Source organism: Streptomyces sp. NBC_00466 (assembly GCF_041433995.1).
Classification (GTDB): Bacteria; Actinomycetota; Actinomycetes; order Streptomycetales; family Streptomycetaceae; genus Streptomyces.
Genome location: NZ_CP107896.1, coordinates 2,341,318 through 2,355,478, shown reverse-complemented (window position 1 = coordinate 2,355,478; position 14,161 = coordinate 2,341,318). Strand labels below are relative to the sequence as shown.

General features: G+C 71.3%; 7 protein-coding genes. 6 read left to right on the top strand and 1 reads right to left on the bottom strand.

The annotated features are described in order from the left end of the window. Positions 1-85 precede the first annotated feature (85 nt). The 5 genes from OG210_RS10235 to OG210_RS10215 all read left to right on the top strand — a co-directional run bounded on the left by OG210_RS10235 (position 86) and on the right by OG210_RS10215 (position 10,834). Positions 86-3,052, top strand: coding sequence for a protein kinase (locus OG210_RS10235; protein ID WP_371535917.1), 2,967 nt, complete (start codon positions 86-88; stop codon positions 3,050-3,052). Positions 3,053-3,158: 106 nt separating this feature from the next. Beyond that, positions 3,159-4,937 carry a serine/threonine-protein kinase gene (locus tag OG210_RS10230; RefSeq protein ID WP_328330277.1) on the top strand — a complete coding sequence of 593 codons (1,779 nt, stop codon included), beginning with the start codon at positions 3,159-3,161 and terminating at the stop codon, positions 4,935-4,937. 188 nt (positions 4,938-5,125) lie between these two features. Next, the gene (locus OG210_RS10225) at positions 5,126-6,958 is read left to right on the top strand and encodes a serine/threonine-protein kinase (RefSeq protein WP_328330279.1); all 1,833 of its coding nucleotides are present in this window, start codon (positions 5,126-5,128) and stop codon (positions 6,956-6,958) included. Positions 6,959-7,222: 264 nt separating this feature from the next. Then, positions 7,223-8,845: a succinic semialdehyde dehydrogenase gene (locus OG210_RS10220; protein ID WP_328330281.1), complete on the top strand. Its 1,623-nt coding sequence runs from the start codon at positions 7,223-7,225 to the stop codon at positions 8,843-8,845. A gap of 117 nt (positions 8,846-8,962) precedes the next feature. Then, positions 8,963-10,834, top strand: coding sequence for a GMC family oxidoreductase (locus OG210_RS10215; RefSeq protein ID WP_328330283.1), 1,872 nt, complete (start codon positions 8,963-8,965; stop codon positions 10,832-10,834). A gap of 839 nt (positions 10,835-11,673) precedes the next feature. Here OG210_RS10215 and OG210_RS10210 read toward each other — a convergent pair. After that, entirely contained in the window at positions 11,674-11,964 is a 291-nt protein-coding gene (locus OG210_RS10210; RefSeq protein WP_371540242.1) for a chorismate mutase, read from the bottom strand. Between the two features lie 412 nt (positions 11,965-12,376). On the opposite strand from OG210_RS10210, the gene guaA reads away from it, so the two are divergent. Then, positions 12,377-13,951: a glutamine-hydrolyzing GMP synthase gene (guaA, locus tag OG210_RS10205; protein WP_328330285.1), complete on the top strand. Its 1,575-nt coding sequence runs from the start codon at positions 12,377-12,379 to the stop codon at positions 13,949-13,951. Positions 13,952-14,161 lie beyond the last annotated feature (210 nt).

The following is a 14,161-nucleotide window of genomic DNA, read 5'->3' as shown; positions in this document are numbered from 1 at the left end:
GGCCTGTAATCGACCGTATTTGACGGATTAATGCGGATTGATGTGGTCCCTGAAACCAGGGAACAGCGCGCTCCGGGGAGGCGTCGTGGACGAGTACGCGGGAAGGGTCCTTGCCGACCGCTACCGCCTTCCGCTGTTGCCCGGTGATGAGTTCGAGCCTGCGGAGATTCGCGCGTTCGACACCTACAGCGGACAGGAAGTCCTCGTCCGGCAGGTGCCGTTGCCCGAGGTCGTGGACGCGGAGATGCTCGATGAGGGCGGCCCGGGGACGGGCTTCGGCGCCGGGTCGGATGGCGGTACGGGGGCCGGGGTCTCCGAGGCGCGGCGCGCGTCGGCCCGCACCACGCGCAGGCCCGCCGACCCCGCGGTACGGCGGGCCATGGAGGCGGCGCAGTCCGCGGCGCAGATTCCCGACCACCCCCGGCTGGACCAGGTCTTCGACGTCTTCGCGGAAGGCGGATCGCTCTGGGTGGTGAGCGAACTGGTCGAGGCCACACCGTTGGCCGCGATGCTCGCCGAGCGCCCCCTGAACCCGTACCGCGCGGCGGAGATCGCCTCCGACGTGCTCACCGCCCTGCGGGTGCTGCACGCCCACGGGTGGACTCACCGCAACATCACCGCCCGGACCGTGCTGGTATGCGACGACGGCCGTGTGGTTCTGACCGGGCTGGCGGCAGGAGCGGCGGAGGAGGCACTGTGCGGTTACGACCCGGTGCCGGCCGCGGAGTTATCGCCGCCGGAGGTTGGGACGGGCGGGAGCCCCGGGCCCGGTTCCCCGGCCGCGCCAGGAGCGGATGGGCCGGAGGAGCCGTACGGGACGGAGAGGCCGGAGGAGCCGTACGGGACTGAGGAGCCGTACGGGGCTGAGGGACTGTACGGGTCGGATGCGCCGGGGGCTGTGGAGGGGCCGGCCGCTGGGGACTTGGGGCAGGCAGGGGAGCGGGCGCTCCCGGTGGAGCGGGGGCCGCACGGCACGCAGGCGCTCCCGGCCGGGCCTGCGCTGCCGCCCGGTTACACCCAGGACGAGCGGCGTGGCCAGCCGGGCGGCCGGATGTACGACCAGTCGCAGGACGCGCCGGGCGCCTCGGGACAGGAGCCCGGACTGCCCGCCACCAGGGGTGGTGGCGGGGCTTCGGCGGAGGATGTCCGTGCGGCCCGGGCCGGTGCCATCGCCGCCTACCGTGCGGGTGCCCGGGCTGCGGCGCGCGTCAGCGAGGACGAGCAGGGGAGCAACACCGGGGCTTTCCCCGTCCAGCGTCCGGCGTCCGGGCCTTCGCAGCCCGGGCGGCAGGAACCGGCGGGCTTCTGGCACGGAGCGCAGCCGCGTTCTGGCGCCGGGGACGGCATGCGCGCCGACGACCTGCGCGGCGCCCACGACCGGGAGGCACAGGAACGGGCCGCGCAGGGGCGTGCGGTTCAGGGCCGGAGCGCCCAGAACCGGGAGGCCGACGGTCTGCGCGGTGCCCACGAGCAGAGCGTCCGCGACCGCAGCGCCCATGAGCAGACCCACGACCAGGCCGCTCACCAGCAGACCGCTCACCAGCAGACCGCTCGCGACCAGACCGCTCACGACCAGGCCACCCGTCATCGGGCAGCCAACGCCCCCGGTGCCCCCGGCGCCCCCCGCCCCCGTGCGGGCGTTGCTGTGCCGGACGGGTGGGATCGGGCCGCTGGGCCCGCGGTGCCCGCGCTCCGGGGGCCCAGGACGCCGCTCGCCGCCGAGCGGGCCCGGCAGGCGCGTATCACCGTCGTGGGCGCCGTCACCGAACGGTGGGCGCCCGAGCAGGCGGGCCCCGTCCACGGCAACTGGCAGCTCGCCGCCCCGGTCGGGCCCGCCACCGATCTGTGGGCGCTGGGGGCGCTGCTCTTCCGGGCAGTCCAGGGCCACGCCCCGTACCCGGAGGAGAGCGCCGCCGAACTCGTCCAGCTGGTCTGCGCCGAACCACCCGCCTTCGCCGAGGAGTGCGGTCCGCTGCGGCCCGTCGTCGAGTCGCTGCTGCGTCAGGACCCCACGGAGCGGCCGGACATAGAGGAGCTGCGCGGCTGGCTGCGCTCGCTGGTGCGGTCGGCGCCCGAGCCCGATGCAGGGCAAGGGATCGTCCCGGTCCCGCCGGTCGACGCCACGCGGCTGCCGATCGTACGGCGCAGGGGCGAGCTCGTCCGGCGGTGGCGTCGCAACTCCGGCGGGGACGGTGTCCACGGCCGTCACCGCCAGCAGCGGAAGGGCGGCCGCCGGAGGGAACAGGGCCCGGCCGGATCCGCGCAACCGATGCACTCCGTGGCGCCGGGCTCCTCCGAGCGGCCCGCACCTGCGGGGCGCCGGCCCGGGCCGGACGCGAAGCCGCGCTCCCTCGGCCGGACCCTGCTCGTCGTCATCCTGGTGGTCCTGGTCGCCGCCCTCGTGTACGCGCTGAAGTTCATGCCGAAGGCCGACGACTCCCGGCAGGGCGACGCCGGTTCGCCGGCGACGGTGCCGACCGCTTCCGCGTCCGGACAGCGGAACTCGCCGGATTCCGGCGGGTCCGGACAGTCCCAGCAGTCCGGGTCGGCCGGAACACCCCAGTCGCCGCAGGGCACGGAGCCCGACAGCGGTGGACCGGCGGCCGGTTACGCCATCCGCAAGGACCCTGAAGGGTTTCAGGTGGCGGTGGCCGGCGACTGGGAGCGCCGTCCCGTCAACGACGCCGGCCAGGTGCGCTTTATCGGCGGTGACTTCGAGCTCGTCGTCGTTCCCGGCCGCGACAGCGTCAAGGACGAAGGCGCCGATCCCATGGCGTACCAGCGCAACAAGGAGCGGGAACTCAAACCGTTCCGTGACTCCACGTGGTCGTCCGCCTCGGGGCTGCGCCGTATAGACGTCGGCAAGCAGGCGATGGCCGAAGGGCAGTTCACCTGGCAGGACAGCAGGGGACGCGAGGTGTACGTCCGGAATGTGGCCATGATTATCGCGGGCCGCTACCACATCGTGCAGGTCATAGGCCCCGAAGCGCAGCGGGACAAGGTCACCGAAATCTACGAACAGGCCGTCGCCACCTACCGATCGGTGAGCTGAGCGGACTGCGCGATTCCCGTCACAGTGCGGTATCACGGCGCGCCCCGAGGTTCCACGACCGAATATCCGTCCGTAACCTGGCAGTCGAGGGAACGGACAGGGGCACGTGGAACACACTCACAGCGCGGACTTGGTGCTCGCCGGTCGCTATCGGCTGGGCGAACTCATAGGTCGCGGCGGCATGGGCAAGGTCTGGCGCGCTCACGACGAGGTGCTGCACCGGACGGTCGCCGTCAAGGAACTGACGGCCGGTCTGTATGTGTCGGAGGCCGACCGGGCCGTACTGCACGCCAGAACGCAGAAGGAGGCGCGCGCCGCCGCCCGTATCAACCACCCCGGTGTCGTGACCGTTCATGACGTCATCGAGTTCGACGACCGGCCGTGGATCGTCATGGAGTACATCGACGGCCCCTCACTTGCCGACGTGGTCAAGGAGTCGGGGGCGCTCGACCCCCGTGAGGCCGCCCGGGTGGGCCTGCACGTCCTGGGGGCTCTGCGCGCCGCGCACGCGGCGGGGGTGCTGCACCGGGACGTGAAGCCCGGCAATGTGCTGCTCGCCCACGACGGCCGGGTCCTCATCACCGACTTCGGCATCGCCGCCATCGAGGGCGACTCGGAGATCACCCGGACCGGCGAGATCGTCGGTTCCATCGACTACCTCGCGCCGGAGCGGGTCTACGGCGAGGCGCCCGGCCCCGCGTCCGACCTCTGGTCGCTGGGGGCCACGCTCTTCACCGCCGTCGAGGAACGCTCACCGTTCCGCCGCACATCGCCGATCTCCACGCTCCAGGCCGTCGTGAACGACGAGCCGCCGAAGCTCACGAAGGCCGGGCCGCTCACTCCCGTCATCACCGGACTGCTGCGCAAGGACCCCGCCGAACGGCCCGGGTCCGCCGAGGCGGAGCGCATGCTGCTCGACGCGATGGAGGGGCGCAGGCCCCGGCAGGCCGAAGCGTACGTCCCGACGCAGCTGGTGGCCGAGGGGATGCTCCAGGACGCCACACCCACGAGCCGGATCAGCACCTCCGGTGCGCCGGTGGCGTCGGCGGCGGCCCCGCCCGAACCAGAGCAGGCGCAGGCAGAGGGTCAGGGGCATGGCCAGGGACAGGCGCCGGCGTCGGCTGCTGTACCGGCTCCCATGCCGGCACCAGTACCGGCTTCCGGGGCCGGGGTGCCCGAGGCCGCCCCCGCCGGAGGGAGCGGGCGGACCGGACGGGCCGGGCGGACCGAACGGAAGCGTGGCCGTAAGCGGACCGGCGCACTGGTCGTGGCTCTCGCCGTGATCGTCGGTGCCGGGGTCGGTTTCGGCGTCATGAAGTACGAGAACCGGCCCACGAATTCCGATGGCGGCCCGTCCGGTGGCCCGGTGTCCGGTGGCTCGGCGTCCGGTTCCGGCGGGCCGGACGATGGTGGCGGGAAGAACAAGCAGCACGGGGGCGTGCCGGCGGGCTGGCACCGGGTCAACGAGCCCGAGGGCTTCAGCCTGGTGCTGCCCAACGGCTGGAAGCGCCAGATGGACGGTTCCAACGAGATCGACTACACGCCGGACGACGGCAACCACTTCATCCGGATAAGCATCGACAAGAACCCGGACTACTCGACCCCGTATCTGCACGAACTGGCCCTGGAACCACAGCTCAAGCGGCTCCCCGACTACCGGCGGATCACGCTGCACGTGAACAACTTCCGGGACCAGGACGCCGCGCTCTGGGAGTTCACCTGGACCGAGACCAAGGGGCAGCCGGGGCGGCGCCGCGCCATAGACCAGATGTACAACGTGGATCAGGGGCAGGCCGAGTACGCGATCTACATGGGCGGCCCAGCCAAGGACTGGGACCGCAGCCGGTTCGACACGGTCCTGCGCTACTGGCAGCCGCCGCGCTGAACCGCGCACTGGGACGGCATCGCGCACTGGGACTGAACCGCGCGCGCCGAGTCGGCACCGCGTACTGGGACTGCACCGCGCACCGAGACTGCCTGCGCACCGAGGCGTGCCGTACGGCGTCCGGTACGCGCTCCGGCTGCGGATGCCGTGCGGCATGATGGGCCCAGGGGGACGTGGGGGGAGCGCCAGTGGCACAGGATCCGCGCAACAGCCGTCTGATCGCCGGACGTTATCTGCTCGGGGACCGGATCGGCCGGGGCGGCATGGGTACGGTCTGGCGGGCCACCGACCAGCTGCTCGGGCGTGAGGTCGCCGTCAAGGAGCTGAACCCGGAGACCGGAGCCGCCACGGCGTCGGCGCTGCGTGAGGCACGCGCGGTCGCCCAGATCAAGCATCCGCATGTGATAGTCGTCCACGACGTGGTCGTCGAGGACGCCGAACACCCCTACATTGTCATGGAGTTGGTGGTCGGCGGTTCGCTGGCGGGCCGCCTCTCCGAGTACGGCCCTGTGGACACCCGGGAGGCCGCCCGGATCGGGATGGCACTGCTGGGCGCGCTACGGGCGGCGCACGCCAGGGGCGTACTGCACCGGGACATCAAGCCCGCCAACGTCCTGCTGGAGGACGACGGCCGGGTGGTCCTCACCGACTTCGGGATCGCGCGGCTCGCCGGGGCGACCACGATCAGCGAGACCGGGGCCTTCGTCGGTTCGCCCGAGTACACATCGCCTGAGCGGATGCTGGGCGAAGAGGCGGGGCCCGCGTCCGATCTGTGGTCGCTCGGCGCGCTGCTGTGTGCCGCGCTGAGCGGGGAGTCGCCCTTCCACCGGGATTCGCTGGGCGGGGTGCTGCACGCGGTGGTCGCCGACGAGATCCGCCCGCCGGCCGAGGCCGGGCCGCTGCTGCCTGTCGTCCTGGGCCTGCTCGATCGGGACGCGGTGCGCAGAATGGGGGTGGACGAGGCAGAGCGGTTGCTGGGTGCGTATGCGGCCGCGTACGTCACCGGGGGTGCCGGTGGGGAGCGCGGGGGCGGCGCAGAGGGTGCAGGCGGCGTTGCTGGTGCCGGTCTTGGTGCGGGTGCCCCGAGCGCCGGATCTGTGCCAGGAGCCGCATCCGCCCCGCCCGCTGCACCGGCCGCCGTTCCGCCCGCTGCACCCGCCGCCTTTCCGACTGCCGCATCGTCCGCCGCCCCGCCCGCCACGCTGGACGCCGTTCCGGCCGCCACTCCGCCCGCCGATTCGCCGCCCAGGTCCCCGCGTCCCGTGCTCTGGTCCCCGCGTCCCGCGCTCCGGCCGGCCGCCCTCGTCGCGGGGGTGCTGGTCGCCGCGGCCGCAGGTGCCGGGATCGTCCTGTACGCGGTTGGCGGCGGGGGAACAGGTCGTACGGACAGTGCCGCGCCTTCCGGGAGCGTGACCTCCGCGCCGACCGCGGAGCCCACGGCCACCTCGGATCGCGGACCGCAGCAGAAGCCTCATCGCGCTGCCGTACCCGCCCCGGACGTCAGCCCCACCATGACGCTGACCCACCGGGCGTCACCGGCGCCGTCCGGGTACCGGGCTGTCGACGACCCCGGGGGCTTCTCCCTCGCCGTCCCGGCCGATGCCACCCGTTCCACCGACGGCACACGCGTCTACTACATGACGCCGGGCCAGATCTTCCGTATCGGCATCCGGATTCACAGCAGCCCCGGCGGCGGACCGATGGCGACACAGCGCGCATCGGACTCGGCGGGCCCCCGGACCAATCCCGGCTACCGGGACGGCGTGGTCACCGCGACGACGCACGACGGACATGACGCGGCGCTCTGGGAGTTCACCTGGAACGGTTACTCCAAGGGCGAGGGCGCCCGTCATACGTACGACCTCTGCTGGGAGCAGGACGGCCGTCTCTACGACGTCTGGGTGTCGGCGCCGGTCGGCAGCCTCGACACCGCGCAACGGCACTTCACCACGGCCATCGGTACCTTCTCGGCGTCGGCGTCGGCGTCGGCTTCAGCGTCCGGCACCGGAGATCACCACTGACCTGGACGGCGGGGACAGCCCGGCCGTCAGGGAGAGCTCGGCCACCAGGGACAGCTCCGCCGCCAGGGACAGCCCGGCCGTCAGGAACAGCCCAGCCGCCAGGAGCAGCGAACCCGGGAGAAATGCCCGGCAGCCACCGCTCAGCCGGCCAACCCGCCTGATCAGGGTTTGTGTCGCCAGCGATCACTGGCGGTGTATGGAGGGACGGTGAAAAGTTATTACTCCTGGGTATCGAAACTCTCCACCGAGGCATAGCCTCCCCTCATGACGGACTCGCAGGCTCCCACCGCCACGGCCCCCCACGGCACGAACCCGATAGCCCCCGCCCCCTCCGGTGCGCGGACCGCGGCCGATGTGGTCACCCCCGAAGTGGTCGCTCACCTGACGCGCGGCGTGGTGGGTTCCGGACGCACGGCCAACCACACTCCCTTCACCGGCGAGAAGCTGGCCGAGCTGCCCGAGTCGAGCCCCGAGGACGTCGCGACCGCCTTCGAGCGGGCCCGTAGGGCCCAGGCGGCGTGGGCCGCGACCCCGGCCAGGACCCGGGCCGCCGTCCTGCTGCGCTTCCACGACCTGGTGCTCTCCCGGCAGGCCGAGGTCCTCGACCTCATCCAGCTGGAGACCGGCAAGGCCAGGCTGCACGCCCACGAAGAGGTCCAGGCCGTCGCCGTCGCCGCGCGCCACTACGGCCGCAAGGCGCCCTCGTACCTCAAGCCCAAGGGCCACACGGGTGCGATCCCCACGCTCACCAAGGTCACCGAGTTGCGCCAGCCGCGCGGTGTGGTGGGCCAGATCGCCCCCTGGAACTACCCCTTCGAGCTGTCCATCGGTGACGCGCTGCCCGCCTTGGTCTCCGGCAACGCCCTCGTGATGAAGCCCGACACCGAGACCGCCCTGACCGCACTGTGGGCCCGCGATCTGATCATTGAGGCCGGACTGCCCGCCGAGGTCTTCCACGTGGTACTCGGGGAGGGCCCGGTCATCGGCCCCGAGCTGGTCAAGCACGCCGACTTCGTCTCCTTCACCGGCTCGACCCGCACCGGCCGCGAGGTCGCCCGTGGCGCGGCCGACCGGCTGGTCGGCGTCTCCCTCGAACTCGGTGGCAAGAACGCCATGCTGGTCCTGGAGGACGCGGACATCGAGAAGGCGGCCGCGGGCGCCGTCCGGGCCTGCTTCTCATCGGCGGGCCAGCTCTGCATCTCCATCGAGCGGCTGTACGTCCACGAGTCGATAGCCGACGCGTTCCTGGAGCGCTTCGCCGCGCGCACCAAGGCGATGCGCCTCGGCAACTCCCTCGCCTACGGCGCCGACATGGGATCCCTCGCCGGTGAACGGCAGCTGGAGGCCGTACGGCGACATGTGGAGGAGGCCGTCTCCGAGGGCGCCACCCTGGTCGCGGGCGGTGTGCACCGTACGGACATCGGCCCGCTCTTCTACGAGCCGACCATCCTGGACGGCGTCGCGGCCCCGATGGCCGTCTGCACCGAGGAGACATTCGGTCCGGTGGTCTCGGTCTACCGCTTCAAGGACGAGGACGAGGCCGTCGCGACCGCCAACGCCACGCCCTACGGCCTCAATTCGAGTGTCTGGACCAGGAGTGGCAGCCGCGGCCACGCCGTCGCCGCCCGGCTGCGGACCGGCACGGTCAACATCAACGACGGGTACGCGCCCGCGTACGGCAGCGTGCAGGCGCCGATGGGCGGCATGAAGGACTCGGGGCTCGGCCGCAGGCACGGCTCGGAAGGCATCCTCAAGTACACCGAGGCGCAGACCGTCGCGCACCAGCGGGTCATGCCGATGGCGCCGTCCTTCGGGATGGACGACGAGAAGTACGCCGCGTTCATGAGCCGCAGCCTCAAGGCGATGAAGGCCCTGCGCCTGCGCTGACCGCCGCTGCCCAGCCCGCTTCCCACTGCCCTCCGTCCTCTGCCTTCTGCCCCTGGCCCCTGCCCCTCCGATTCCCTGCGCCTCCGCCTCCGCCCATTCCTTCTCTGAGGAGAGTCCATGTCACAGGAGAACTCTGTCCGCAGTGAGGCCGACGGGGCCGGGGCCGACGGGGCCGACGCGCCGTACGACTACGACGTCCTGGTGGTCGGGTCCGGTTTCGGCGGCTCGGTCACCGCACTGCGGCTCACCGAGAAGGGGTACCGGGTCGGCGTCCTGGAAGCGGGCCGCCGTTTCACCCCTGGCACGCTCCCCAAGAACTCCTGGGACATCAAGAACTACCTCTGGGCCCCGGCGCTCGGCCTCTACGGGATCCAGCGCATCCACCTCCTCGGCAATGTGATGGTGCTGGCGGGCGCGGGGGTCGGTGGCGGCTCCCTCAACTACGCGAACACGCTGTACGTCCCCCCGGCGCCGTTCTTCCAGGACCGGCAGTGGGCGTCCATCACCGACTGGCAGGCCGAGCTGGCGCCGTACTACGACCAGGCGCAGCGGATGCTCGGCGTGCGGCTCAACCCGACGATGACGCCATCGGACGTTCATCTGAAGGCGTCGGCCGAGGCGATGGGCGTGGGGGACTCGTTCCACATGGCGCCCGTCGGAGTCTTCTTCGGCGACGGGGAGGACTCGGACGGCACGGTGAGGGCGGAGCCGGGCAAGGCCGTCGACGACCCCTACTTCGGCGGGGCGGGCCCCTCCCGCAAGGCGTGCACCGAGTGCGGCGAGTGCATGACGGGCTGCCGCCACGGCGCGAAGAACACCCTCACCGAGAACTACCTCTACCTCGCCGAGAAGGCGGGCGCGGTCATCCACCCCCTGACCTCGGTGACCGCGATAGCGGAGCACGGTGAGGGCGGATACCGGGTCTCCACGGTCCCGACCGACGCCCGCAAGAGTGGGCCGCGGGTGCTGCGCGCCCGGCAGGTGGTGGTCGCCGCGGGCACGTACGGCACGCAGACCCTGCTGCACACCATGAAGGACCAGGGGCTGCTGCCGCGCATCTCACCGAAGCTCGGGGAGCTGACCCGTACCAACTCCGAGGCGCTGGTGGGCTCGCAGACCACGGACCGCCGCTACCACAGGAAACACGGCACGCCGAAGGCCGACTTCACCCAGGGCGTCGCGATCACCTCGTCGATCCACCCGGACGCGGACACCCACATCGAGCCGGTGCGGTACGGCAAGGGATCCAACGCGATGGGCGCCCTGACCATCCTCCAGGTGCCCTTCAGTTCGCGGCGGGTCCTCGGCTGGCTCGGCAACGTCGCCAAGCACCCCTGGCTGACGGCCCGTTCACTCTCCAACCGGCGCTGGTCCGAGCGGACCATCATCGGCCTGGTGATGCAGTCGCTGGACAACTCCCTGACGACGTACCGCAAACCGGGCGGGATCGGCCGGGGTCTGCTCACTGCCAGGCAGGGCCACGGCGCGCCCAACCCGAAGCAGATCGCCGAGGGCACCCGGGCCGCGACGCTGATCGCCGAGGAGATCAACGGCTTCGCCGGCTCGAACGTCGGCGAGCTGATGGGGACCCCGCTGACCGCCCACTTCCTGGGCGGCTGCCCGATCGGCGCGTCCGCCGATGAGGGGGTGATCGACCCGTACCACCGGCTGTACGGACATCCGGGCATCTCGGTGGTCGACGGTTCGGCGGTGTCGGCGAACCTCGGCGTCAACCCCTCGCTGACCATCACCGCGCAGGCGGAGCGCGCCATGTCGTACTGGCCCAACAAGGGCGATGCGGACGCGCGCCCCGAGCAGGGGCAGGCGTACGAGCGTCTCACCGCCGTCGAACCGAACTCGCCGGCCGTACCGGCGGAGGCTTTCGGGGCGCTCAGGCTGCCGTTCCTGAGGATGCCCGCGGTCCCGCCCAGGCGCACGGCGGGCACGGAGCCTACGGAGCATGCGGAGCCGGCGGAGTCGGGGAAATAGCCTTTCCCCTTTGCGCGCTGCCCCGGTTTCCCGCTGCCCCGTTTTCCACTGCGTTGCTTTCCGCTGACCCGTTGCCTACTGCCCCGTAGGCCCTCGCGCATGGCGGGAGGGCTGCACCCCCCTCCGAGTGCAGCCCTCCCGAGTCCGTGCCGACCGGCCCTGTCGTGTTGTTCGTGCACACGTGTGGGGCCACTGGTGGGTACGCATGGATGACCGACCGGCCCGCTGAATGGTTGCTTCCGGACCCACGTATTCCTCGTGTGACGTGCGTCACCGGAACAGTACGAAGCCAGGGGCCCGTGGAAGTGATTCCAGAGGCCCCTGGCTTCGGCACCGGCGTCAGGGCAGCACCGGTGCCGGGAGGCGGCGCCGGGGGGTGTGCGCCGCGGAGAGGGAGGGGGAAAGCACGGGATGCGGGATGCGTATGCGTATGTGGGACGTGCCGACCTTGCCGGGACTGGACCTGCCGGGACTGGGCTGACCGTCTCGGGACTGCCGGGACTGGAGCTGACCGGCTCGAGTCTGTCAGGAATGGGCTGACCGGGACTGGGACTGGGCTGTCAGTCCCGGGCTGTCGGCTCCGGGCGTCCCCGGAACCGACGGCCGTGGGTGACCGGGCCGCTGTCCCCTGCCGCCCGGTCACACGCGCTGAGATGTGGTCCCACGACGCACCTGCAGTACGTCACACGCCTCAGCGAAGCCACGCGTGGTTTTCTCTTTCCAACAGGCCGCCCCTGGCTGACACGGACGCTTGGACCAACGAAGGCCCGCCGGGCCCGGTCACGCGCCGTACGGGTGAGAGCGGGCCCGAACTCAGATACGGGCTGTCCCCGGCGGTCTCAGATCCGCCCCCGGCACAGTTCGAGCACGGTCATCGCGAGACCCGTGCCCGGCTTGCCGAGTGCCTCGCTGTAGTGGCCCAGGACCTCCATCTCGCGGGAGAGGTTCACCCGGCGCCCGCCGGATGTCATCCGGGCGTCCTGGATGACGGCGGACACTGCCATCCGCTCCTGGATCAGGCCGATGATCCGGTCGTCGAGGCTGTCGATGCGCCCGCGCGCACCCGTGACCACGCCCGCCGCCTCACTGCTGTGCGCGCCGGTGCTGCTCTGGGCGCCGGTGCTGTGCAGGTCCGTGGTGCTGTGCAGGCCGGTGGTGTCAGTCTCACTGCTGTTCGTGTCAGTGCTGTTCGTGCCAGTGCTGTTCGTGCCAGTGCTGTGCGTCGCGGTGCTGATGTCGGTGCTCATGTGTCCGGAACTCCTGAACCTGAAGGGGTGCGGTCCCCCGGCGCGGCACGGTCCGGAATGCACAGGCGCCCCGGACCTTGCCGGTCCGGGGCGCCTGGGGAAGTACTGATCAGTGGGTGATCAAGCAGCACGACCATGGCAGCCGGACGGGCCGGTGCCATAGGTAAAGACGAAGGTCAGCTGCTGATGCATGGGGCCAGTATGGACGGCCTTCGGAGGGAGAGACAAGCCGGTTCCGCCGGCCCCGTTAGAATCGACATACAAGACCCCTCCTTTCCCGCCGGAAGGCCGCCCCGTGCCAGCAGCACCCCCCGCCGCCCCCGAGGTCGTCCTCGTAGTCGACTTCGGCGCGCAGTACGCCCAGCTCATCGCCCGTCGCGTCCGTGAGGCGCGGGTCTACAGCGAGATCGTGCCGTCCACCATGCCGGTGGCCGAGATGCTGGCGAAGAACCCGAAGGCGATCATCCTCTCGGGCGGCCCGTCGTCCGTGTACGCGCCGGGCGCGCCCGTCCTCGACCGGGCGCTCTTCGAGGCCGGGGTCCCCATCTTCGGCATGTGCTACGGATTCCAGCTCATGGCGACCACCCTCGGCGGCACGGTCGACGACAACGGCGCCCGGGAGTACGGCCGGACCGCGCTCACCGTCTCCAAGTCGGCCTCCACGCTCTTCGAGGGCACCCCGGCCGAGCAGTCCGTGTGGATGTCGCACGGCGACGCCTGCTCGGCCGCCCCCGAGGGGTTCACGGTCACCGCGTCCACTGACGTCGTACCGGTCGCGGCCTTCGAGAACGACGAGAAGAAGCTGTACGGCGTCCAGTACCACCCCGAGGTGCTGCACTCCACGCACGGCCAGCAGGTCCTTGAGCACTTCCTCTACCGGGGCGCGGGCATCGAGCCGGCCTGGACCACGACGAACGTGGTGGAGGAGCAGGTCGCCCTGATCCGCGAGCAGGTCGGCACCAAGCGTGCGATCTGCGGGCTCTCCGGCGGTGTCGACTCCGCTGTCGCGGCCGCCCTGGTGCAGAAGGCCATCGGCTCCCAGCTGACCTGCGTGTACGTCGACCACGGGCTGATGCGCAAGGGCGAGACGGAGCAGGTCGAGAAGGACTTCGTCGCCGCCACGGGCGTCCAGCTCAAGGTGGTCGACGCCGAGGACCGCTTCCTGACCGCGCTCAAGGGGGTCTCCGACCCCGAGGAGAAGCGGAAGATCATCGGGCGTGAGTTCATCCGGGTCTTCGAGCAGGCCCAGGCCGAGATCATCGCCGACGCGGGCGAGGACGTCGCGTTCCTGGTGCAGGGCACGCTGTACCCGGACGTGGTCGAGTCCGGCGGCGGCACCGGCACCGCCAACATCAAGTCCCACCACAATGTGGGCGGACTCCCCGACGACATCGAGTTCAAGCTGGTCGAGCCGTTGCGCCAGCTCTTCAAGGACGAGGTCCGGATGGTCGGCCAGGAGCTCGGTCTGCCGGACGAGATCGTCCAGCGCCAGCCCTTCCCCGGCCCCGGCCTCGGCATCCGTATCGTCGGAGAGGTCACCAAGGAGCGGCTCGACCTGCTGCGCGAGGCCGATGCCATCGCGCGTGAGGAGCTCACGGCGGCCGGTCTGGACCGCGAGATCTGGCAGTGCCCCGTGGTGCTGCTCGCGGACGTCCGGTCGGTCGGCGTCCAGGGCGACGGCCGTACCTACGGCCACCCGATCGTGCTGCGGCCCGTCTCGTCCGAGGACGCCATGACGGCGGACTGGACGCGCCTGCCGTACGAGGTGCTGGGGAAGATCTCGACGCGTATCACCAACGAGGTCGCCGATGTGAACCGTGTGGTGCTCGATGTGACGAGCAAGCCCCCGGGCACCATCGAGTGGGAGTAGGCCCGGCCGCCCGGCCCCGCCGACACCTCCGCAGCTGACGAGCGCCGCCGTACCGGACATCCGGTACGGCGGCGCTTCGTTGCATCCGGGAGGGCAGCAGTCAGAGTGCGGCAGCTTCGCTGCTGGAGCGCACGCGGCACTCGGCCGGCGGTCATGATTCTGTTCGCTGCGTGAACTGTGTCCACCGCATGACCCCTTCACCGCATGACC

Bases quoted from the DNA above. Each gene is read 5' to 3' on its own strand.
- OG210_RS10215 (WP_328330283.1), top strand. From the start codon at position 8,963: ATGTCACAGGAGAACTCTGTCCGCAGTGAGGCCGACGGGGCCGGGGCC.
- OG210_RS10220 (WP_328330281.1), top strand. From the start codon at position 7,223: ATGACGGACTCGCAGGCTCCCACCGCCACGGCCCCCCACGGCACGAAC.